The organism is Variovorax sucrosi, from assembly GCF_051216635.1.
Lineage (GTDB): Bacteria > Pseudomonadota > Gammaproteobacteria > Burkholderiales > Burkholderiaceae_C > Variovorax.
The window spans coordinates 265,363-286,129 of record NZ_JBPJZU010000008.1 but is presented as its reverse complement, the minus strand read 5'-3'; the positions used below and the strand labels follow the sequence as shown (position 1 = coordinate 286,129).

The window sequence follows — 20,767 nt, the reverse complement described above, 5'->3', positions numbered from 1 at the left end:
TGGGCCGCAAAGGACCGCGCGATAGAGGGAACAGGGGGCCAAGTATCATAGCCAACACATGACGACATCCTCCACGCGCCCCGCGTCCGGCTTTGCGTACAGCCGCTCTTTCTTCGAAAATCTGGTCGACTCGGCCTTGGCGCATGCCAAGAAGCTCGGCGCCACCGACGCGGGGGCCGAGGCCTCCGAAGGCTGCGGCCTGAGCGTGTCGGTGCGCAAGGGAGAACTGGAGAACGTCGAGCGCAACCGCGACAAGTCGCTGGGCATCACGGTGTACGTCGGGCACCGCCGCGGCAACGCCAGCACCTCCGACTTTTCCGAGGCCGCCATCGCCCAGACGGTGCAGGCCGCCTACGACATCGCGCGCTTCACCGCCGAAGACCCGGTTGGCGGCCTGCCCGACGAAGCGGACATCGTGCGTGAGCAGCCCGACCTCGACCTGTTCCACCCCTGGGACATCGACAGCGAACAAGCGGCCAAGCTGGCGCTCGAATGCGAGGCCGCGGCCCTGTCGACCGACAAGCGCATCACCAACAGCGAAGGCGCCGGCGTCTCGGCCCAGCAGAGCCACTTCTTCAGCGCCCACACGCACGGCTTCCGCGGCGGCTATGCCAGCTCGCGGCACTCCATCTCGGTGGCGCCCATCGCCGGCAAGGGCGACGGCATGCAGCGCGACGCCTGGTACAGCTCGATGCGCTCGGCCGACGAACTGGCCAGCCCGCAGGCGGTCGGCCGCTACGCCGCCGAACGCGCGCTGTCGCGCCTGAAGTCGCGCAAGATCAAGACGACGCAGTGCCCGGTGCTGTTCGAGTCGCCACTGGCCGCCGGCCTGCTGGGCGGGCTGGTGCAGGCCACCAGCGGCGGTGCGCTCTACCGCAAGAGCACCTTCCTGCTCGATTCGCTCGGCAAGCCGGTGCTGCCCAAGCACATCGACGTGGCCGAAGATCCGCACATCAAGCGCGGCAAGGGCAGCGCGCCCTTCGACGACGAAGGCGTGACCACGCGGGCGCGCAAGATCGTCGACGGCGGCCGGCTCGAGGGCTACTTCCTCAGCACCTACTCGGCCCGCAAGCTGGGCATGAAGACCACGGGCAACGCCGGCGGTTCGCACAACCTGACGCTGCGCTCGCGTCTGACGAAGGCCGACGACGACCTCGACGAAATGCTGCGCAAGCTGGGCACCGGCCTGTTCGTGATCGAGCTGATGGGGCAGGGCGTGAACTACGTGACCGGCGACTACTCGCGCGGCGCCAGCGGCTTCTGGGTCGAGAAGGGGCGCATCGCGTTCCCGGTGCAGGAGATCACCATCGCCGGTAACTTGAAGGACATGCTGATGGGCATCCAGGCCGTCGGGGCCGATGCCTACAACTACGGCGCCAAGACCACCGGCTCGATCCTCATCGACCGGATGAAGATCGCCGGTTCCTGAGCAGTTCAGGCCCGCGGCTGCGCTAACTCGTTCAGCAGTCGCTGGGCGTGCAGGGGCAGCGGCTGGCCGGAGCGCGTGCACGCCAGCAGCGTGCGTGCGGCCCATGGTTCGTCGAGCACCGCGCGGCGAATCTGCATCGTCCGGGCGCAGCGCCGCGCAGCCGTCTGCGGCACGATGCCCAGTCCGATGCCTTGTTCCACCATGCTGCACACGGCTTCGAAGCTGGCGACGCGCACCCGGTAGTGCACGTGCTTGCCGAGCCGGCGCGCATGCAGCGCGATGTGCTGCTGCAGCGGGCTTGCCGCGCCGAGCCCGACAAAGGCCGCGTCCGTCACCTCAGCCAGGCCGATGCGGCGGCGGTCGGCCAGCACGTGGCTGCGCGGCATCACGAGCACCAGGTCGTCGCGCCGGAACGGCCGGCTGTCGAGCCCCGCGGTGTCCGCGGCGTTCGACACGATGCCGATGTCGCAGACGCCTGCCCGCAGTGCGTCGATGATGTCGTCGCTCGCACGTTCCTCCAGGTCGACCGAGATGTGCGGGTTCGCTGCGAGGAATCGGGCCAATGGCGCGGGCAGGTGTTCGGTCATCGCGGACGTGTTGCACAGCAGGCGGACATGGCCCTGCAGCCCTTCGCCATAGGTCCCCAGTTCGCCGCGGAGCTGCTCCATCTGCGCTAGGACGAGGCGCGCATGATGCAGCAAGGTCCGGCCGGCCTCTGTGGCGTGCACACCTTGGGAATGGCGCTGCAGCAGCGGATGACCCAGCGTCGCTTCCATGCCGCGCACCCGTTGGCTGGCCGAGGCCAGTGTCATGTGGCTACGCTGCGCACCGGCGGTCAGGCTGCCGGCTTCGGCGACGTGCAGGAAAAGGCGCAGGTCGGTCAGATCGAATCGCATGGTGCCAAGGTAGCATGTTCAGGCTCAGGCGGTGCCTGAGGCAGGCTGCGCGAGATCCGCATTGGTTGGCGCTTCGGGACGCCGCAGACTCGCATCCATGCCATCCCTCGAACTCCTGTCCGCAGCGTCTGCGGTATTTCTGCTCGCAGGGCTCGTCAAGGGCGTGATCGGACTGGGTCTGCCGACGCTTTCCATGGCCCTGCTTGCGCTTTGGATGCGGCCGGTCGAAGCCGCCGCGTTGCTAATCGTGCCGTCCTTCGTGACCAACGTTTGGCAAGTGCGCCCCTGGCCGAGCCTATGGCCACTCCTGAGGCGACTGACGGGGATTCAGGTCGGTATCGTCGTGGGGACGCTCGGCGGTGCGATGGTTTTTGGCGTACCGACGGGCACTTGGAGCCGTCTCTTTCTGGGAGCGGCCCTCGTGGCCTATGCGGCCTGGGGGCTCGCCGGCCGAACGTTGCACATCGGGCCGCGTGCCGCGCGTTGGCTCGGTCCGTTGGCAGGCGCACTCACGGGCGTGGTGACGGCCCTGACCGGGGTTTTCGTAGTGCCGGCGGTGCCTTATCTCCAGGCGCTGGGGCTTCAGCGCGATGCGCTGATCCAGGCCATGGGTCTTTCCTTCACCACCGCGACGGTCGCACTGGCCATCGGGCTGATCGGTACCGGCGGTTATGCGGCGAACGATCTGCCGCTGTCGGTCGCAATGCTCCTTCCAGCATTGCTGGGGATGAGCGTCGGTCAATGGCTGCGCGACCGGCTCCCGCTCGTCGCGTTCCGACGTTGCTTCTTCCTGGGGCTGGGCCTGCTGGGCACGTACATGCTCTGCGCCTAGCTTCTTCCGTCACTGCGCGAGGTGGGTGCGCACGCGCGCGATGGCTTGTCGGTAGGGTGGGGCGAAGCCATCGACCGGCTCGCCAGGCGCCAGCCAGCGGAAGCGGAAGACGAGGCCGTCTTCTTCGGGGCTGCCGCTGGCGATGTGCTCGAAGGTTTCGGGAAGTGCACCATCCGTCCGCATCAGGAAGACATGCCACAGCTGGGCATGGCGGTGCACGTTGCCTTCCACACCGGCCTCGCACTCGCGGTCCATCGTGCCCAGCGGCTGCAACGGCCCGTCGTACGCGATGCCCGATTCCTCCAGCAGCTCGCGGCGCACGGCGGCCTCGGGCGTCTCGCCGGGCTCGACCGTGCCCTTGGGCAGCTGCATGCCGCCGTCTTCGGGGTGGTCGAACACCAGCAGGCGGCCGCGGCTGTCCACCAGGCAGGCACAGGCCTTGTGGACCGGGCTCCGTGCCTCGGCGTCCATCAGGCGCCTGACAAGGCCGCCTTGACCGCGGCGCTGACCTGGCCCATGTCGGCCTTGCCGGCCAGGCGGGTCTTGACCGTGCCCATCACCTTGCCCATGTCGCCCGGGCCCTTGGCGCCCAGTTCGTCGACGATCGCCTTCACTTCGGCCGTGACCTCGTCGGCGCTCATGCGCTGCGGCAGGTAGACCTCCAGCACCTTGATCTCGGCGGCTTCCTTGTCCGCCAGGTCGGCGCGGCCACCGGTCGTGAAGGCGGCGATCGAGTCCTTGCGCTGCTTGACCATCTTGTCGACGATGGCCACGACCATGGCGTCGTCGAGCTCGACGCGCTCGTCCACTTCCTTCTGCTTCATCGCGGCCAGCAGCAGACGGATGGTGCCCAGGCGCTCGCTGTCCTTGGCGCGCATGGCCGTCTTCATGTCTTCGGTGATCTGTTCCTTGAGGCTCATGGTCTTCTTCTCTCTTTTGGGCGAACGAAAAAACAAAAGCCGCGGCAGGTTTCCCCGGCGCGGCTCGCTTCACTGGCCTGTGCCAGCGAAGGGGTGCTTAGTACAGCTTCTTGGGGAGCTGCATGCTGCGCACGCGCTTGTAGTGGCGCTTGACCGCGGCGGCCTTCTTGCGCTTGCGCTCGGCGGTCGGCTTTTCGTAGAACTCGCGGGCGCGCAGGTCGGTCAGCAGGCCGAGCTTTTCGATGGTGCGCTTGAAGCGACGAAGGGCAACGTCGAAGGGCTCGTTTTCTTTAACGCGGATGGTGGTCATTGATGAATCGTTGAACTGAAGTTGGCCGGGGGAGATCGAGGCCCCAGGCCGGGGTTCCTCAACTGAAAATTTTGGAGGCCGTTGAGGGGAGGCCAAAAGTTAGCCCGCGATTATAACGCGTTCGCGCAGGCGTGGGCACTCGCCCAGGCCCATTGGAAGTTATAGCCGCCCAGCCAGCCGGTCACGTCGGTCACCTCGCCGATGAAAAACAGGCCTGGCTGCTTCGATTCCAGCGTTTGCGACGAGAGGTCGCGGGTGTCGACGCCACCGGCCGTCACCTCGGCCTTCTTGTAGCCCTCGGTGCCGGCGGGCGTGATCGACCAGCGGGAAATCCGCTCCGCCAACTGGCCCAGCGCCTTGTCGGCGGCTTCGTTGATGGGCCGTTGCAGCGCCGGGTCGTCGCCGACCCAGGCGTCGGCCAGGCGCGACGGCACCAGGGCGGCGAGTTCGTTGGCCACCCGCTTGCGTGATCGCGACTTGGCATCGCCGAGCAGGGCTGCGGCGTCGGTGCCAGGGGCGAAGTCGATGGTCAGCGCCTCGCCCTCGCGCCAATAACTCGAGATCTGCAGCACCGCTGGCCCAGACAGCCCCCGGTGGGTGAACAGCAGGTCTTCCAGGAAGGCCATGCGCTCCTTCTTTCGGCCGGTCTCGATCTGCACCGGCAGCGCGAGCCCGGCCAGGCTGGCATAGGGCGCCCAGCCGGCACCTTCGAAAGTCAGCGGCACCAAGGCCGGGCGGGGCGTCACCACGCGCAGGCCGAACTGCCGCGCCAGCCGGTAGCCGAAATCGCTCGCGCCCAGTTGCGGGATGGACAGCCCGCCGGTGGCCACGACCAGGTGCGGCGTGTCGACCGGCCCGCGGTCGGTGTCGATCCGATAACTCGCTGTCGCTTCGTCGAAGGCGACGGCACCCACGGCACAGGGTTGCCAGCGCGTCACGCCGCCGTCGTCGCATTCGGCCAGCAGCAGGTCGATGATCTGCTGCGACGGCCCGTCGCAGAACAGCTGGCCCTTGTGCTTCTCGTGGTAGGCGATGCCGTGGCGCTCCAGCAGCCCGATGAACTGCTGCGGCGTGTAGCGCGACAGCGCCGAGCGGCAGAAGTTCGGGTTTTCGCTCACGAAATGGCGCTGCGGCGCGCGCACGTCGATGTCGCGGTTGGTGAAGTTGCAGCGGCCGCCGCCCGAGATGCGGATCTTCTCCGCGATGCGTTCGCTGTGATCGATCAGCAGCACCTTGCGGCCGCGCTGACCGGCCAGCGCCGCGCAGAACAGCCCGGCGGCACCGGCGCCGATGACGACGGCGTCGAACGTCAATGCGCGGTCGCCCCGTCGACGACGATCACCGGCGGCGGGTTGTACTTGAGGTGGCCGACGTAGCGAAGCGGCTGCGTCGCGGGGATCGACGGCACGTCGCCCTCGCGCATGTGGAGCAGGTCGGCGGGGCTGACCCAGCGCGGGTCGGCCGTGGTCACGGGCAGGCCGGCCTGGTTGTAGGCTTCCAGCACGAACTGCGAACAGAAGAACTGGTCGTTGCGGCTCGCGCCGAGTTGCACCATGGCGAAGCCGCGCAGGCAGAAGTCGCGTGCGGCGCCGGGCATCAGCGGCAGCTCGCAGATGCGCCGATTCAGCACGAAGGGCGCATTCAACATCACGCCGACCGTGTTGTAGCGCGTGCCGACCTGCGACATGGCCCAGCCACGCAGGCGCTGCGCGTGGTCGGCATCGATGCCCGGGTGACGGAAGGCGACCACCATCTGCTCTTCGGCCACCACGTCTTCGATGCGTCGCGCGCGCACGCCGTCACCGACGGCTTCGGCGACCTGGCCGTCCCCCAGGTACAGCACGGCGTGGCTTACCGGCGAGAAGGTGCCCAGGCGGATGCCGAACGAACCGAGCGTCGCGACCGAGGTGAGCAGGATGTCGCCGGGCTCGAGCGCGGTCGCCGAGATCAGCTCGCCGCCGTTGCCGGGGGCGATGGCTGAGCTCTGCACATTGAGCCGCGGCAGCCCGCCATTCTCGGAGGGCTCGAAGCGCGATGCGCAGCCGACCAGCAGCAGCGCGGCGACGAACAGGGCAGCGCCCTGCAGGCGTGTCGGGCTCAAGGCACTCAACCCTTCCACACGAACGGAAACTTCAGCTGCTTGAAGAAGCCGTTCGGCACGTAGTCGCCCAGCACGCCGTACTGTTCCGGCCAGAGCTTGGTGCTCTTCACGGCAGTGCCGAAGAGGTAGTCGAGGAAGGCGTAGTGCGCCGCGTAGTTGCGGTCGAGCGCTTCCTGGTCCTGCGCGTGGTGCCAGTGGTGGAAGTTCGGCGTGACGATGAGGTAGCGCAGCGGCCCGAGCCGCACGTTCACGTTGCAGTGATTGAACACCGCCTGGAAGCCGACCACCACGATGTATGCGTCGATCACTTCCTTGCTGAAGCCCAGCACGTAGATCGGCGCCAGCACCAGCGTGCGGGTCAGCAGCAGCTCGAGGATGTGCTGGCGCGAGCCGGCCATCCAGTCCATGCTCTTCACGCTGTGGTGCACCGCGTGCAGGCGCCAGAGCACCGGCACCTCGTGGTAGGCGCGGTGCGTCCAGTACTGCACCAGATCGGCCACCAGAATGATCAGCAGCACGCCGGCCCAGAAGGGCAGGCCGGCGATCCAGCCGCGGATGCCGTCGTTGGCGGCCCAGCCGAAGAGCTTGTGCACCAGCAGGTTGGTGGCCAGCAGCACGAAGCCCACGATCATGTGGTTGACGACGAAGTGATGAAAGTCCGTCTGCCACTCGGCGCGGAACACCGGCTGGTCCTTGCGGTGCGCGAACAGCTTCTCGATGAAGATGAAGATCAGCGCCGAGCCCAGCAGGTCGAGGATGAACCAGTCCAGGCCGATGTAGGGCGTGTTGTCCGCGAAGTCGTTCACCGGCACCTTGTGGCCGCCCAGCAGCGCCGCCGAGACGATCAGCAGGAAGGCCGCCGACGACAGCCAGCGCGAGCGGTTGAACACGATGTTCACCAGCGCCAGCCCACCCGCCGCGACCATGGCCACCAGCAGGATGGTGCGCATGATGTCGACGTTGTAGCTGCGGCGCAGTTCGGGCGTGGTGAGGTACTGCGGGAAGTGGAAGGCCAGCACCCCGAGGAAGCACAGGATGCCCAGGCTCAGGGCGATGGTGCCGGTGACCAGCCCCTTGCCGCGCTGCAGCTCGCCGTGGCTCGCGGTGAACTCGTTGAGCTTGTCGATTTTGAGCATGGCCGACCCCTCGTGGTGTTGTGTATGGATTTGGCGGGATTCTAGGTGGCCGACGACGCTGGTCGACCGCCACGATGCGAGGCGAGCGCGACGCCCCCGGCCACGCCGAGGGCCAGCACGATCAGCCGGGAGGGCGCGTCATGGCAGCAGGAAAGCCAGCGCCGCCACGGCGGTCGGGCCCAGTGCGCCCAGCAGCAGGCCGCCGGCGCCGATCGTCTCGTCCGCGAAGCCGCGCTTGAGCAGCGCGACGCCGGCCGGGTTGGGTGCGTTGGCGATCACCGTCAGGCCGCCGCCGGCCACCGCGCCGGCGACCAGCATGTACTTGGACGCGTCCGAGATGCCCTCGATCAGCGAGCCGAGGTAAGTCAGCGCGGCGTTGTCGGTGATGGCGGTGAGCCCCAGCGCGCCGGCGAACAGCGCGAGCGGCGAGAGGCTCGAGACGATCGGCTGCAGCCACCACTGCTGCATGCCGCCCAGCACCACCAGGCCCGCCAGGAAGAAGCCGACCAGCAGCGCTTCCTTGATGATCAGCGGGCTCTGGTGTTTGTCGTAGGCCTGCGTGAAGCCCATGAACATCAGGAACAGGCCGAGGAACACCACCGGATGGTGGGCGAACAGCACCACGCCGGCCAGCAGGCCCAGGTGCACCGCGACCACCGACAGCGGCACGCGCGCCTCGGCCGGGGTGCCTGCGTCGGGCAGCGGTGCCGGTCGCAGATGCCCGCGCAGCAGGAAGGTGGCGACGGTCGCGTTCACCAGCACCGCGAGCGCGGCCTTCCAGCCGAAGTGCGCAAGCATGAAGGCGCTGTCCCATTGCCAGGTGGTCGCGACCATCAGCACCGGCGGCGCGGCGTACGACGTCATCGTGCCGCCGATCGAGACGTTGACGAACAACCCGCCCAGCGCCAGGTACTTGACGCCCTCGGGCACGTCCCGCCGGAAGATCTGCGGCGCCAGCATCAGCGCGGCGATGGTCATCGCGGCCGGCTCGGTGATCAGCGAGCCGAGCAGCGGCACGGCGGCCAGCCCGAGCCAGGCCGTCGCCAGCGGCGTGGGCACCGGCACCACCCGGGCGGCGGTGTCGACCAGCGCGATCACGGTGCGCAGCACCGGACGCGACGCCGCGATCACCATCACCACGAAGACGAACAGGGGCTCGGTGTAGTTGCGCGATTCGGCGTATTCCAGCGCGGGGGCGCCGCCCACTACCAGCGCCATGGCTAGCACCAGCACGATGGCCCAGAAGCCGAAGACCACCTCCACCTCGCCCAGCAGGTGGAACAGGCCGGCATGGCGCGGGTAGCGGTGGGACAGCCGCTCGAACTGCTTGGCCGCAAAGGTGTGCAGCAGGGCGATGGCGAACAGGGCGGCGGCGATCCACTGGATCGGGGTTTCGGACATGGGACTCCTGGTCGTGACAACGCTGCGTGGCGGCCCGACCGACGCATGAACCTGCCGCGCGAGAAGCGCCCGACACCCGTCGATGATTTTAGGGGCGGGCGCCGGGGCCGGCCGAATCAGGCCGTCCGCCGTGGCGATGGCAGTGGAGATTTCCTCCTACACGGGTCCTTCGGATTCATGAATAAGTTCTCACCTCCAAAGCGAATCAACGGTCCAATGTTCGGGAGGTCCACCATGGCGACGGCACCCCAGCGCGCGACCCTTGCGCAATTGCTTGCACGGTCTGCGAAAGTCGATGCCCGCTTGAGCGATGCCGAGCGAAGGGGCATCCAGCAGCACCTCGAAGCGATCCGCGTTGCGACGACCTTGCGTCGGACGCCGGCGCGCGAAAAGGCCTCACCGCCGACGCCCGACGGGAGCCTGTGCGCGCCCGCCGGTGACTAGCAGGCGCGAGCCCTTTTTCCGCATCCCTCGGCGGCGGACATGGCGTGGCCCTCGCAAATGCGATGACCTGCGCATGCAAGCCCCGGGTCGATAGCGAGAAAGGCATTGCCCGCGGATGAAATACTGTATAAAAATACAGTTAATCATTGATTCCGCCATGGGCCTGCCTTCTCTTTCCACCCCCTTCGCCTCCGCCCGGCACAACGTCTGGCGTGGGGACGAACTGGGCCTGGCCGACACGCCGGTGGTGGGCACCGGCCATGCCGCCCTCGATGCCGAACTGCCCGGAGGCGGCTGGCCGGTCGGTGCCATGACCGAGTTGCTGCAGGCCCGGGCGGAAGCCCATGTCTGGCAATTGCTGCTGCCGGCGCTGGCCGCGGCGGTTGAATCCCGTGGCGGCCCGGTGGTGCTGGTCGGCGCGCCGCACGCGCCCTTCGGTCCGGCCCTGGCAGCGGGCGGGTTGCCGACCGAGGCGCTGATGTGGGTGCGTGCCGAGGCACCGGCTGCGCGGCTGTGGGCCTGCGAACAGGCCTTGCGCTGCGCCGACGTGGCCGCGGTCATGGCCTGGCTCCCGCAAGCGCGGGTGGGCGAACTGCGGCGGCTGCAACTGGCCGCCGCCCAGCACGAAGGCCTGCTGTTCGTGGTGCGGCCGGAAGCGCTGGTGCAGTCGGCGTCGCCGGCGCGCCTGCGCCTGCAACTGGTGCCGGCCGACGGCGGTCGGATGGACGTGCACCTGATCAAGCGGCGCGGCCCGCCGCTGGCCCAGCCGCTGACCCTGCCGGCCCGCAGCGAGCGCATGGCGGCGCTGCTGGCCGCCAGCCAGTGGCGGCGCCAGCGTCGCCAGCAGCAGGACGCGGTCGAGATGGCCGCAGCGAACGCAACGAAGGGCGCGACCGTGGTCCGCCTCGACCTGCGCCAGCGCAGAGAGGAGGTCGGCCATGCAGTGGATCGCCTTGCGGTGGCCGCCTGAGAGCGAGGCTGCCGGCCTTCCGCCTTCGGAAGGCCTGCCGCTCTCGGCTGAAGCGCTCGGCTGGTGGGCGCTGCGCTACACCCCGCGTGTGGCCTGGCTGGATGAGGCGCTGGTGCTCGAAGTGTCTGCCTGCGAAAGGCTGTGGGGCGGGCGCCAGGGGCTGATGCGCCTCATGGTGGCCGAGAACCCGGTGCCCGGCAGCCGGCTGCAGAAGGTGGAGGGCGCCACCAGCCTGGTCGCGCTGGCCCGGCTGCGCCTGTTCGCGCTCGGCCAGAAGCCGCCGGCCGACATCCCGGCCGCGCTGCCGCTTCACACGCTCACCGCGGCGCGGGAGCACCTCGACGTGCTGGCGCGCATGGGCTGCCGCACCTGGGGCGACGTGGCGGCGCTGCCGCGCGGTGGGCTGTCGCGCCGCTTCGGTGCGGCGTTGCGCGAGGCGCTCGACAGGGCCTGGGGCCTGCGGCCCGAGCGCCACACCTGGCTCACGCTGCCCGATGTCTTCGAGCAGAAGCTGGAACTGCCCGCGCTGGCCGAGAACGCCCACGAACTGATGTGGTCGGCCAACCGCTTGCTGGCGGCACTGCAGGTCTGGCTGCGCGCGCGCCAGCGCGGCGTGCTGTCGCTCGAGCTGGAATGGACGCTCGACCTCAAGCGCTACAACGGCGTCGACCTGCCGCCGCACCAGCACATCACCGTGCCCACCGCCGAGCCCACGCAGGACATGGCCCACCTGCGTCGCCTGATGAGCGAGCGGCTTGCGCTCACGCAGCTCGCCGCACCGGCCAGCTGGTTGCGCCTGCGTTCCATCGACACCATGCCCTGGGCCGGCGCCAGCACCAGCTTCCTGCCCGAGGACAACCGCAAGGGCGACAAGCTGCACGAACTGGTCGAGCGGCTGAGCGCGCGGCTGGGTGCCCGCGAGGTGCTGGTGCCAGTGGCGCAGGCCGACCATCGGCCCGAGTGCATGCAGGCCTGGGTGCCGGCACTCGGCCGACCCCGCCAACCGGCCCGAGCCGCGAAGGCCACTGCGAAGGCCATCGCCACCGCAGCCCAGCAGCCCGACGCCCTGTTCCCGCCCTGGATGCTGCGTGAGCCGGTGCGGCTCGAGGTGCGCGACGGCCATCCCTGGTACGAAGGCCGGCTGCGGCGGCTGGTCGGGCCGCGGCGGCTCGAAGCCGGCTGGTGGGGCAACGGCGACGGCGACGGCAACGAGGGCGGCCATCCGGCGATGCGCGACTACTACGTGGCCGAGAGCCCCGAGGCCGGGTTGCTGTGGGTGTTTCGCGAACGGCCGTCGCGCTGCTTCGCCGCCGACGAGGTCCGCTGGTACCTGCAGGGTTTGTATGCCTGAGCTCACCGACAAGCAGATGCAGGCGCGGCAGCCGGCCCGCTTGCGGGTGCTGCCGCCGCCCCGGCCGGCCGCCACCGTGCCGATGCGTGGCCTGCCCGACTATGCCGAGCTGCATTGCCTGAGCAACTTCAGCTTTCAGCGCGGCGCCTCCAAGCCGGATGAACTGGTGACCCAGGCCTATCAGCTCGGCTACAAGGCGCTCGCCATCACCGACGAATGCTCGGTCGCCGGCATCGTGCGGGCGCATGTGGCGCTGCGCGAGCATCCCGAGGCCATGGCCGACTGGGAGCGCGACAACCCGCACGAGCCACCGCTCACCCGCAACCCCGATTTCCGGCTGCTCTTCGGCAGTGAATTCCGCTTCGAGCGTTTCCGGCTGGTGGTGATCGCACACGACCTCGAAGGCTGGGGCAACCTTTGCGAATTCATCACCGCCGCGCGCACCGCCGACGCCCCCAAGGGCGACTACCGGGTGAGCTGGGAGGGCAGCGATGTGGCGTCGCTGCAGCACTGCGAAATCTTGCTGGTGCCGCATCGGGCGCCGGGCGGTGCGATGGATGTCGCATCGATGTGCGCCGACGTGGCCGCGGCCAAGGCGTTGTACGGCGACCACCTGTGGATTGCCGTCGAACTGCTCAACGAACTCGACGACGACCTGTGGCTCATGACGCTCGAAGAAGTCGGCGAGGCCACCGGCGTGCCCTTGGTCGCGGCCGGCGACGTGCACATGCACAAGCGCTCGCGCAAGCCGCTGCAGGACGTGGTCACCGCCATCCGCGAGGGCCAGTCAGTGGCCGAGTGTGGTTTCGCACTGCAGGGCAATGCCGAGCGGCATCTGCGCTCGCGCATCCGGCTGTCGAACCTGTACCCGGCCGAGTTGCTGGCCAACACGCTGACGGTGATGGCGCGTTGCTGCTTCGATCCCGACGAGATCCGCCAACACTATGCGTACCCGCTGGAGCTGCTGGGCAACGGCGAGACGCCGGCGCAGACGCTGGTGCGCAAGACCTGGGAGGGGGCGCGCAACCGTTACCCCGATGGCATTTCGGACAAGGTGCAGATGCAGGTCCGGCACGAACTCGATCTCATCATCGAGAAACACTACGAGATGTTTTTCCTGACCGTGGAAGACATCGTCGCCTTTGCCCGCTCGAAGAAGATCCTCTGCCAGGGCCGCGGCTCGTCGGCCAACTCGGCGGTCTGCTACTGCCTCGGCATCACGGCCATCAACCCGGACACGGGGCATCTGCTGTTCGAGCGCTTCCTGAGCCGCGAACGCAACGAGCCACCCGACATCGACGTCGACTTCGAGCACCAGCGGCGCGAGGAGGTCATCCAGTACATCTACGACAAATACGGCCGCGACCGCGCCGCCATCGCGGCAGTGGTCATCTGCTACCGATCCCGCAGCGCACTGCGCGACGTCGGCAAGGCGATGGGCGTCGACGAACTGCTGGTCGACGAGTTTGCCAAGGACCACTACTGGTTCGACCAGACCGTGCTGGTGGACCGGCTCGAAGAAGCAATGACCCGCTCTGGCGTGCGCGAGAGCCTGCCGAAGTTGCAGCTGTGGCTGGAGCTCACGAACGACCTCAAGGGCTTTCCGCGCCATCTGAGCCAGCACGTGGGCGGCTTCGTGCTCACGCAGACGAAGCTCACGCGGCTGGTGCCGATCGAGAAGGCATCCATGGCGAATCGCTCCGTCATCCAGTGGGAGAAGAACGACCTCGAAGCCATGGGCATGCTCAAGGTCGACGTGCTGGCCCTGGGCATGCTGAGCGCGATCCAGCGTGGGCTCGACTTCGTGAACCGCTGGCGCGGCACGGCGATCGAGATGCATCACATCGCGAACGACGACCCGAAGGTCTACGACATGATCTGCGCGGCCGACACCATCGGCGTGTTCCAGATCGAGAGCCGGGCACAGATGTCGATGCTGCCACGCCTGCAGCCCCGCAGGTATTACGACCTGGTGGTCGAGGTCGCCATCGTGCGGCCGGGGCCGATCCAGGGCGGCATGGTGCATCCGTACCTGAAGAACCGCGAGAAGGAACGCAAGGGCGAGCAGATCGAATACCGCTACCCCGAGTTGAAGGAAGCGCTGGGCCGCACGCTGGGCGTCCCGATCTTCCAGGAACAGGTGATGCAGATCGCGATGATCGCGGCCAAGTTCAGCTCCGACGAGGCCGATGGCCTGCGCCGCGCGATGGCGGCCTGGAAGCACACCGGGCACATCGAGAAGTTCCAGAGCAAGCTGATCGAAGGCATGGTCCAGAACGGCTATGACCGGCCTTTTTCGGAAGCCATCTTTGAACAGGTCAAGGGCTTCGGCGAGTACGGCTTTCCGGAAAGCCACGCCGCCAGCTTCGCGCTGCTGGTGATCGTCAGCAGCTGGCTCAAGTGCCACGAGCCGGCCTGCTTCCTGGCCGCCATGCTCGACTCCCAGCCCATGGGTTTCTACTCGGCGTCGCAGTTGGTGCAGGACGCGCGGCGCCATGGGGTGGAGGTGCGGCCTGTGGACGTGACGGTGAGCGAACGCGACAGCACGCTCGAAATGCGTGCGCCCGGCGCGCCGCGCATGCCCGCCGGCACCGATCCGCAGTACACCCAGTGGCTGGGCCGACCCGACCCGCCGGCCGTGAGGCTCGGGCTGCGGCGCATCGTCTCGCTGAGCGAAGCGGGCATGCAGCGCCTCGTCGAAGCCCGCACCTTCGCGCCCTTCACCAGCACCGAAGACCTGGCCGTGCGCGCCGATCTCGATGGCAGGGACATGGCCGCGCTCGCCGCCGCCGATGCGCTGATGAGCCTGTCGGGCCACCGCCGCCAGCAGGTCTGGGACGCGACTGCCACGCGGGGCGGTGTCGGCGGCCGCGCACCCGCGCTGCTCAAGGGCGTGCCCATCCACGAGGCGCCGCTGCAACTGCCCCCCGCCTCGGAAGGGGAGGAGATCGTCGGCGACTACGCGTCGCTCAACCTCACGCTGCGCCGCCATCCGCTCGCGCTGCTGCGGCCCCGCATGGCGCGCTTCAGGCTGCTGAGCGCACAGGAACTGAGCGACGTGCCGCACGGGCGCACCGTGCGTGCCTGCGGCATCGTCACCATGCGCCAGCGGCCGGGCACGGCCAAGGGCACGATTTTCGTGTCGCTGGAAGACGAGACCGGCATCGTCAACGTGATCGTCTGGAACGACCTGGTCGAGGAACAGCGCGAGCCGCTGCTCAAGTCGAAGCTGCTGGCGGTGCAGGGCGTGTGGCAGCGCGACACGGCCAGCGGCGGGCAGGTGCGGCACCTGCTGGCGCAGCGCTTCAAGGACCTCACGCCCTGGCTGGGCCGGCTCGCCGATGGGCGGCGCAGTCGCGACTTTCATTGAAGGAGACCTTCATGCATATCCAGAATGCATTGCTCGACCCGGCCGTGAAAACGCGCCGGCTCTTCATCGGGCTGGTGCCCGGCGCCGACGTCCGGCAGGCGATCGACACGCGACGCCGGCAATGGCCGTGGCCGCCGAAAGCGCGACTGCCGGCCGCCCAGCGGCTGCACCTCACGCTCAACTTTCTCGACGAGGTGCCGGTCGACCGGCTGCCGGAACTTCAGGTAGCCCTGGCCACGGTGCCGATGCGTCCCTTTCAGCTCGTGCTGCGTCGCGCCGAATGCTGGCGCCATGTGGCGGTGCTGCGCCCCGAGCCCGGCGAGGCGCTGGGCGAGTTGCACGACCGCCTGGTGCTCAAGCTCTGGCGGCTCGGCCTGCCGGCCCGGGCGGCCTGGACGCCGCATGTCACCGTGGCGCGCGAGCCCGACGGCGCGCTGCTGCCGCCCGACATCGCACCGCTGCACTGGCCGGTGACGGCGTTCTCGCTGGTCTGGTCGCAGCTGGTGCCGGTGGCCCGTCACGAGGTGCTGTCTTGCTATACGGCTTGATCGGCCCCTCGACGCGGCATCGGGCCGCCGCTACGCTTGCACGATGTCTGCTGTGCTCCTTCGGCCATCCGCCGAAATTCCGAACGGCCCGCCGGTGACGCCCGTGCCGCCGCCCAACATGCCGCCGCCCGCGCCGCCCGAAGGCGATCCGCCCGCGCCCGAGCCGCCGATCACCGACCCCGGCAAGCCGGCACCGGTGATCGAACCGCCCCCCGGCGACTTCGTGCTCCAACGCACGCATGCCCGGCGCCTGCGCGAGATCTACCGCTCGGCCGGCTGGCCCTGCTGCGACGCCATCGAGGTCGACCTGCTCGCCGCCGGCCTGCTGGAGCGCCGGCGCTCGGCCCTGGGCCACGAGACGCTGCGGGTGACCGACCGCGGCATCGCGCACATCGCCGCCTCGCTGGTGGTCAACCGTGCGGCGCTGTCGGCGCACGAGGCGCTGGTCGAGCAGGTGGCCCGCGAGATGACGCGCAACGGCCGCATCGCCTGGCGCGACCTGAGCCTGCGCGCCCGGCTGCCGGCGGCGCAAGAGGGTGGCAAGCCACGCTGGTGCATGGCGCGGCCGGACGTGTTTTCGATCCGCAACACCAGCGTCGAGGCCTATGCCCAGCCCATCGTCCACGAGATCAAGGTGCGGCGCGCCGACCTGATGGCCGACCTGCGCAAGCCCGACAAGCGCGCCGCCTACCTCGACCTCGGTGGCGAATGCTGGTACGTCCTCGGGCGGGATGCGCGCGACCGCCCGATCGCCACGCCGGACGAAATCCCGTCGGAATGCGGTGTGCTGATGCTGGAGGCCGGACGGCTGGTGGTGGCGCGGGCGGCGGTGCATCGGGCGCAACCGCGCATGCCCTTCGGTGTCTGGATGGCGCTGGCCAAGGCCCGGCCGGTCGCCGGCTTCGATGAGGACGTCCAGGGACTGCTGCCGTGCGACGAGGAAAACGCCGCCGATTTGTAACGGTCGGCCGAACGGGCTTGCGCAGATTGTCTCGAAATGTAAGATCGCCGGCCCCGTGATCGACGGTGCGGCAACGACGCCGCGGACTGCCAGGAGCTGCCCCCGCCATGCAACCGGTTCTCGAGTTCATCCAGCGCCATGAGCGCTCGTACAGCTACAGCATCCGTGCGACCCACAAGAGCACGGCGCCGCGAGAGGCGTGCTACGTGGACCGTGGGCTGACCTCGCTCGCCGCCTGCTTGTTCGATGCAGCCCAGGCGCTCAGCCACAACTTCCCGCATGTCCATATCTGTTACCAGGGGCTGTGGATGGGCGAGATGGAGGTCAGCCGGCTGCGCGCCTGCTCCGAGTTCATCGCCCAGCAGCTGAAGGCCGAGTACCTGCGCCGTTCCGTGCCCGAATCGGCCCTGCCGGTCGCCGCAGCCGGCTGAGCCGGTCGGCTTTCTTCATTCGAGTGCCGACGCGGGTCCGAAGAATTCGTAGCGCACCTGCCGGTCGGGCACGCCCAGCGTGCGCAGCGAGCGCTGCACCTGCTGCATGAACGGCTTCGGCCCGAGGAAATAGGCGTCGATGTCGCGCACGCCCCCGGCCGCTGCCGGCAGCCATTGCGCCAACGCTGCGGCGTCGATCCGGCCGACGGCATGCGGCGCTACCCCGACGTCGTCGGCGGCCGGCGCTTCGTCGTAGCAATAGAAACGCTCCAAATGCGGATGCTTGTGGGCCAGCGCATCGATGGCGCGGCGGAACGCATGTACCTTGTGCGAGCGGGCGCAATGGATGAAGCGCACCGGCCGCGACGGCGTCAGGGCCAGCGCCGTCTCGAGCATGGCCAGCGTCGGCGTGATGCCGACGCCGCCACTGATCAGCACCAGCGGTCGCTCCCCGTCGGCGAGCGTGAAGCCGCCCGACGGCGGGAACAGCTCGACCACGCTGCCGACCTGCACCTGGTCATGCAGATGGTTCGACACCCGCCCGCCGGGCTCGCGCTTCACGCTGATGCGGTAGCTGCGGCCGTTCGGCGCTGCGGACAGCGAATAGTTGCGGCGCGTCTCCTGGCCGTTCACGTCGAGCCGCAGGCCGATGTACTGGCCGGGTTCGAAGTCGAGCACCGGCTGGCCGTCGACCGGTTCGAGATAGAAGGACGTGATCTCGGCGCTCTCCGCTTCCTTGCGGGCCACGCGGAAGGCCCGCCCGCCGCGCCATCCGCCCGGCGCCGCCGCCTTGCGGTCGTACTCGGCCGCCTCGGCGCCGATCAGGATGTCGGCGAGCTGCCCATAGGCGGCCGCCCAGGCCTCGATCACAGCGTCGGTCGCGATCTCGGCACCCAGTACTTCGCGGATCGCGCGCAGCAGGCAGGCGCCCACGACCGGGTAGTGCTCGGGCAGGATCTGCAGCGCCACGTGCTTCTGCACGATCTGCGTCGCCAGGTCGCCCAGCGCTTCGAGCCGGTCGATGTTCTTCGCGTACATCAGCACCCCGTTGGCCAGGGCGCGCGGCTGCTCGCCGCTGACCTGGTTGGCCTGGTTGAAGAGCGGGCGCACCTCCGGGTGCTCGTCGAGCAGGATCCGGTAGAAGTGCGTCGTCAAGGCTTCGCCCCCGGTTTCGAGCAACGGGACGGTGGCGGTGACGATGGCTTTGTGCGCGGCGCTCAGCATGAGGATCCTTCGAAGGTGGAATAGGGACTTCTCTTTGCAATCGCCGTTCCAGCTTTGTCCTGCAGCAAAATCAAGGACTTAGCTTTGATGAATGTCGGTATGACGCGATTTGATTCGTGTCTCCATGACATGCATCGTGTCTCGATGACGACGAACCCACTGCTCCAGTCCCTCATCCCGCTCGTCGGCGACATCGCCCGCGACCTGCCCGCGGCCGAGCGCTACCGGCGCTTGTTGCACGCCCTGCGCGTGCTGCTGCCGTGCGACGCTGCCGCGCTGCTGCGGCTCGACGGCGAGGTGCTGGTGCCGCTGGCCGTCGACGGGCTCAGTGCCGACACGCTGGGGCGGCGCTTTCGCATCGACCAGCACCCGCGCTTCGCCGCGTTGCTGCAGGCCCGCGGGCCGCTGCGCTTCCCGGCCGACAGCCCGTTGCCGGACCCGTACGACGGGCTGGTCGACGGCGTGGACGGCCACCTGCCGGTGCACGACTGCGTCGGCTGCACCGTGCACCTGGACGACCGGCCCTGGGGCCTGCTGACGCTCGACGCCCTCGACCCCGACCGGTTTTCCGAGGCCGACCTGGCCACGCTGCAATCCTTCGGCCATCTCGCCGCCGCCACGGTCACCGTGGCTGGCCGCATCGCGCAACTCCAGTCGCGCGTCGAGCGCGAGAGCCTGCGCGCCGAGGGCTTCCGGCTGGCGGCCGGGCCGCGCACCCGCAGCCTGATCGGCCGCAGCCCGGCCCTGCGCGAGTTGCTCAAGCAGATCGACCTGGTCGCCGGCAGCGACCTGCCGGTGCTCATCCAGGGCGAGACCGGCGTCGGCAAGGAGCTGGTCGCCGAGGCGCTGCACGCGGCGTCGTCGCGCGCGGCGCGGCCGATGATCAGCCTCAACTGCGCCGCGCTGCCGGACACCCTGGTCGAGAGCGAACTCTTCGGCCATGTGCGCGGCGCCTTCACCGGAGCGGTGGGCGAGCGGCCCGGCAAGTTCGAGCTGGCGAATGGCGGCACGCTCTTCCTCGACGAGGTCGGCGAGCTGGCGCTGCCGGTGCAGGCCAAGCTGCTGCGCGTGCTGCAGAGCGGGCAGCTGCAGCGGCTGGGTTCCGACCGCGACCACCACGTCGACGTGCGCCTCATCGCGGCGAGCAACCGCAACCTGGCCGACGAGGTACGGGCCGGGCGCTTGCGCGCGGACTTCTACCACCGGCTCAGCGTCTATCCCTTGCCGGTGCCGCCGCTGCGCGAGCGCGGGCGCGACGTGCTGCTGCTCGCCGGCTTCTTCCTGGAGGAAAGCCGCTCGCGCCTCGGGTTGGGCGGGTTGCGGCTCGACGCCGGCGCACAGGCCGCACTGCTCGCCTACGACTGGCCGGGCAACGTGCGGGAACTGGAGCATCTGCTCGGCCGCAGCGTGCTGAAGGCGCTGGGGCGCCACGCGCAGCGGCCGCGCATCCTCAGCCTGGAGGCGGTCGACATGGACCTGCCGGGCAAGGCCGGTGGCGCGCTGGTTGACGCGGCCGACGATGCCGTCGCCGCGTCGCCGCCGGTCCTGTCGTTGGCGTCGTTGGTACATGGCGAGGGCCGCAACCTGCGCGATGCCGTGCAGGCCTTCGAGCGCACGCTGGTCGCCGACACGCTGGCGGCGCACGGCTTCAACGGCGCGGCCGCAGCGCGCGCGCTCGGCATCGACCGTGGCAACCTGGTGCGGCTCGCCAAGCGACTCGGGGTGTCGATGCAGCGCCCCGAGGCGCGGGCGGTGCCGCCTGTCGGCGACCGTTGAACGGCGCGCCGCCGGACGCCGTCAGGGCGCGGTACGCCCGAAGGCCGGCACCCGCTGCGCGAAGCCGTCGAGCCACGCCACCAGCGCCGGATGCGTCGCGCGCCAGGTGCCTTCCAGGCGGAAGTCGAGGTAGCCGAGCGCACAGGCCAGGGTGATCTCGCCGATGCTCGGCCCCGCCGGTCGCGCGACCGGCATGCGTACCGAAAACGCGTCGAGCGCCCGCGTCACCTTGCCGCGCTGAAGTTCGAGCCACGATTCGACGTGGTGCTCGGCCGGGCGGTAGCGGCGCTCGTACACCTGCAGCAAAGCCGCTTCGAGGATGCCGTCGGCCAGCGCCTGTTCGCGCAGCACGCCGATGCGTTGGGTGTCGGCAGGGATCAACAGGTCGCGACCGTCGAGCGCGTTGAGATACTCGACGATCACGCGGGAATCGAACAGCGCCTCGCCGTCGTCCAGCAGCAGCGTGGGGATCTTGCCGAGCGGGTTGTGGCGGCGCAGCGGGCCGGTGGCGTCGTTGGTGTCGGTCGTCACGACCTCGATCGTGTCGGCCATTCCGAGCACGTCGATGGCGATGCGGACCTTGCGACCGAAGGGCGAGGGGGGAGAACTGAAAAGGGTATGCATAGTGAGCTGAAGCGGCTGCCAGGAAATTTTGTGCTGGAGCATG

The 20,767-nt window shown here is 69.1% G+C and carries 20 protein-coding genes; 10 read left to right on the top strand and 10 right to left on the bottom strand.

Annotated features, from left to right (window positions below; all coding sequences use genetic code 11):
* The first annotated feature begins 58 nt into the window (after positions 1-58).
* Entirely contained in the window at positions 59-1,429 is a 1,371-nt protein-coding gene (gene pmbA / locus ACSFBE_RS17620; protein WP_435491696.1) for a metalloprotease PmbA, read from the top strand.
* Between the two features lie 5 nt (positions 1,430-1,434).
* Here pmbA and ACSFBE_RS17615 read toward each other — a convergent pair whose 3' ends face one another.
* Complete coding sequence (locus tag ACSFBE_RS17615; RefSeq protein ID WP_435491695.1) at positions 1,435-2,325, bottom strand: LysR substrate-binding domain-containing protein; 891 nt, start codon at positions 2,323-2,325, stop codon at positions 1,435-1,437.
* A gap of 97 nt (positions 2,326-2,422) precedes the next feature.
* Between ACSFBE_RS17615 and ACSFBE_RS17610 the strand changes: the two genes are divergently transcribed.
* Positions 2,423-3,157, top strand: coding sequence for a sulfite exporter TauE/SafE family protein (locus ACSFBE_RS17610; protein WP_435491694.1), 735 nt, complete (start codon positions 2,423-2,425; stop codon positions 3,155-3,157).
* 9 nt (positions 3,158-3,166) lie between these two features.
* On the opposite strand, the gene ACSFBE_RS17605 is transcribed toward ACSFBE_RS17610, so the two are convergent.
* The 7 genes from ACSFBE_RS17605 to ACSFBE_RS17575 form a co-directional block, all read right to left on the bottom strand.
* On the bottom strand, positions 3,167-3,628 hold the full coding sequence (locus ACSFBE_RS17605) for an NUDIX domain-containing protein (RefSeq protein WP_435491693.1): 462 nt from the start codon (positions 3,626-3,628) through the stop codon (positions 3,167-3,169).
* Positions 3,628-4,077: a GatB/YqeY domain-containing protein gene (locus ACSFBE_RS17600; protein ID WP_435491692.1), complete on the bottom strand. Its 450-nt coding sequence runs from the start codon at positions 4,075-4,077 to the stop codon at positions 3,628-3,630. The genes ACSFBE_RS17605 and ACSFBE_RS17600 overlap by 1 nt, the downstream gene beginning before the upstream one ends.
* A gap of 97 nt (positions 4,078-4,174) precedes the next feature.
* Complete coding sequence (gene rpsU, locus ACSFBE_RS17595) at positions 4,175-4,387, bottom strand: 30S ribosomal protein S21 (RefSeq protein WP_007833691.1); 213 nt, start codon at positions 4,385-4,387, stop codon at positions 4,175-4,177.
* Positions 4,388-4,497: 110 nt separating this feature from the next.
* Positions 4,498-5,700, bottom strand: coding sequence for a BaiN/RdsA family NAD(P)/FAD-dependent oxidoreductase (locus ACSFBE_RS17590; RefSeq protein ID WP_435491691.1), 1,203 nt, complete (start codon positions 5,698-5,700; stop codon positions 4,498-4,500).
* Positions 5,697-6,488, bottom strand: coding sequence for a YaeF family permuted papain-like enzyme (locus tag ACSFBE_RS17585; protein ID WP_435491690.1), 792 nt, complete (start codon positions 6,486-6,488; stop codon positions 5,697-5,699). Before ACSFBE_RS17585 ends, ACSFBE_RS17590 begins: the two co-directional genes overlap by 4 nt.
* A 5-nt stretch (positions 6,489-6,493) precedes the next feature.
* On the bottom strand, positions 6,494-7,624 hold the full coding sequence (locus ACSFBE_RS17580; protein WP_435491689.1) for a sterol desaturase family protein: 1,131 nt from the start codon (positions 7,622-7,624) through the stop codon (positions 6,494-6,496).
* Between the two features lie 138 nt (positions 7,625-7,762).
* Positions 7,763-9,025 carry a putative Na+/H+ antiporter gene (locus tag ACSFBE_RS17575; protein WP_435491688.1) on the bottom strand — a complete coding sequence of 421 codons (1,263 nt, stop codon included), beginning with the start codon at positions 9,023-9,025 and terminating at the stop codon, positions 7,763-7,765.
* A 234-nt stretch (positions 9,026-9,259) separates the two neighbouring features.
* Here ACSFBE_RS17575 and ACSFBE_RS17570 point away from each other — a divergent pair, with 234 nt between their 5' ends.
* From ACSFBE_RS17570 to ACSFBE_RS17540, 7 genes are all read left to right on the top strand, one after another.
* Complete coding sequence (locus ACSFBE_RS17570; protein ID WP_435491687.1) at positions 9,260-9,469, top strand: hypothetical protein; 210 nt, start codon at positions 9,260-9,262, stop codon at positions 9,467-9,469.
* Between the two features lie 157 nt (positions 9,470-9,626).
* Positions 9,627-10,439, top strand: coding sequence for a translesion DNA synthesis-associated protein ImuA (gene imuA, locus ACSFBE_RS17565; protein ID WP_435491686.1), 813 nt, complete (start codon positions 9,627-9,629; stop codon positions 10,437-10,439).
* On the top strand, positions 10,408-11,790 hold the full coding sequence (locus tag ACSFBE_RS17560) for a Y-family DNA polymerase (protein WP_435491685.1): 1,383 nt from the start codon (positions 10,408-10,410) through the stop codon (positions 11,788-11,790). The genes imuA and ACSFBE_RS17560 overlap by 32 nt, the downstream gene beginning before the upstream one ends.
* Positions 11,783-15,160 (top strand): error-prone DNA polymerase, encoded by a 3,378-nt coding sequence (locus ACSFBE_RS17555; protein WP_435491684.1) that lies wholly within the window; start codon positions 11,783-11,785, stop codon positions 15,158-15,160. The genes ACSFBE_RS17560 and ACSFBE_RS17555 overlap by 8 nt, the downstream gene beginning before the upstream one ends.
* Positions 15,161-15,171: 11 nt before the next feature.
* A complete protein-coding gene (locus tag ACSFBE_RS17550; protein WP_435491683.1) occupies positions 15,172-15,708 on the top strand; it encodes a 2'-5' RNA ligase family protein in 537 nt (178 codons plus the stop codon).
* A gap of 43 nt (positions 15,709-15,751) precedes the next feature.
* Positions 15,752-16,669, top strand: a complete 918-nt coding sequence (locus ACSFBE_RS17545) for a hypothetical protein (RefSeq protein ID WP_435491682.1) — start codon at positions 15,752-15,754, stop codon at positions 16,667-16,669.
* Positions 16,670-16,776: 107 nt separating this feature from the next.
* On the top strand, positions 16,777-17,100 hold the full coding sequence (locus tag ACSFBE_RS17540; protein WP_435491681.1) for a hypothetical protein: 324 nt from the start codon (positions 16,777-16,779) through the stop codon (positions 17,098-17,100).
* 15 nt (positions 17,101-17,115) lie between these two features.
* On the opposite strand, the gene hmpA is transcribed toward ACSFBE_RS17540, so the two are convergent.
* Entirely contained in the window at positions 17,116-18,324 is a 1,209-nt protein-coding gene (hmpA, locus tag ACSFBE_RS17535) for an NO-inducible flavohemoprotein (protein ID WP_435491680.1), read from the bottom strand.
* A gap of 144 nt (positions 18,325-18,468) precedes the next feature.
* Between hmpA and norR the strand changes: the two genes are divergently transcribed.
* Complete coding sequence (gene norR, locus ACSFBE_RS17530) at positions 18,469-20,100, top strand: nitric oxide reductase transcriptional regulator NorR (RefSeq protein WP_435491679.1); 1,632 nt, start codon at positions 18,469-18,471, stop codon at positions 20,098-20,100.
* 21 nt (positions 20,101-20,121) lie between these two features.
* On the opposite strand, the gene ACSFBE_RS17525 is transcribed toward norR, so the two are convergent.
* Positions 20,122-20,724, bottom strand: a complete 603-nt coding sequence (locus ACSFBE_RS17525) for a glutathione S-transferase family protein (protein ID WP_435491678.1) — start codon at positions 20,722-20,724, stop codon at positions 20,122-20,124.
* Positions 20,725-20,767: the final 43 nt, after the last annotated feature.

Coding starts and splice junctions, on each gene's coding strand:
- pmbA (WP_435491696.1), top strand. CDS start 59: ATGACGACATCCTCCACGCGCCCCGCGTCCGGCTTTGCGTACAGCCGC.
- ACSFBE_RS17615 (WP_435491695.1), bottom strand. CDS start 2,325: ATGCGATTCGATCTGACCGACCTGCGCCTTTTCCTGCACGTCGCCGAA.
- ACSFBE_RS17610 (WP_435491694.1), top strand. CDS start 2,423: ATGCCATCCCTCGAACTCCTGTCCGCAGCGTCTGCGGTATTTCTGCTC.
- ACSFBE_RS17605 (WP_435491693.1), bottom strand. CDS start 3,628: ATGGACGCCGAGGCACGGAGCCCGGTCCACAAGGCCTGTGCCTGCCTG.
- ACSFBE_RS17600 (WP_435491692.1), bottom strand. CDS start 4,077: ATGAGCCTCAAGGAACAGATCACCGAAGACATGAAGACGGCCATGCGC.
- rpsU (WP_007833691.1), bottom strand. CDS start 4,387: ATGACCACCATCCGCGTTAAAGAAAACGAGCCCTTCGACGTTGCCCTT.
- ACSFBE_RS17580 (WP_435491689.1), bottom strand. CDS start 7,624: ATGCTCAAAATCGACAAGCTCAACGAGTTCACCGCGAGCCACGGCGAG.
- ACSFBE_RS17575 (WP_435491688.1), bottom strand. CDS start 9,025: ATGTCCGAAACCCCGATCCAGTGGATCGCCGCCGCCCTGTTCGCCATC.
- ACSFBE_RS17570 (WP_435491687.1), top strand. CDS start 9,260: ATGGCGACGGCACCCCAGCGCGCGACCCTTGCGCAATTGCTTGCACGG.
- imuA (WP_435491686.1), top strand. CDS start 9,627: ATGGGCCTGCCTTCTCTTTCCACCCCCTTCGCCTCCGCCCGGCACAAC.
- ACSFBE_RS17560 (WP_435491685.1), top strand. CDS start 10,408: ATGCAGTGGATCGCCTTGCGGTGGCCGCCTGAGAGCGAGGCTGCCGGC.
- ACSFBE_RS17555 (WP_435491684.1), top strand. CDS start 11,783: ATGCCTGAGCTCACCGACAAGCAGATGCAGGCGCGGCAGCCGGCCCGC.
- ACSFBE_RS17550 (WP_435491683.1), top strand. CDS start 15,172: ATGCATATCCAGAATGCATTGCTCGACCCGGCCGTGAAAACGCGCCGG.
- ACSFBE_RS17545 (WP_435491682.1), top strand. CDS start 15,752: ATGTCTGCTGTGCTCCTTCGGCCATCCGCCGAAATTCCGAACGGCCCG.
- ACSFBE_RS17540 (WP_435491681.1), top strand. CDS start 16,777: ATGCAACCGGTTCTCGAGTTCATCCAGCGCCATGAGCGCTCGTACAGC.
- hmpA (WP_435491680.1), bottom strand. CDS start 18,324: ATGCTGAGCGCCGCGCACAAAGCCATCGTCACCGCCACCGTCCCGTTG.
- norR (WP_435491679.1), top strand. CDS start 18,469: ATGACGACGAACCCACTGCTCCAGTCCCTCATCCCGCTCGTCGGCGAC.
- ACSFBE_RS17525 (WP_435491678.1), bottom strand. CDS start 20,724: ATGCATACCCTTTTCAGTTCTCCCCCCTCGCCCTTCGGTCGCAAGGTC.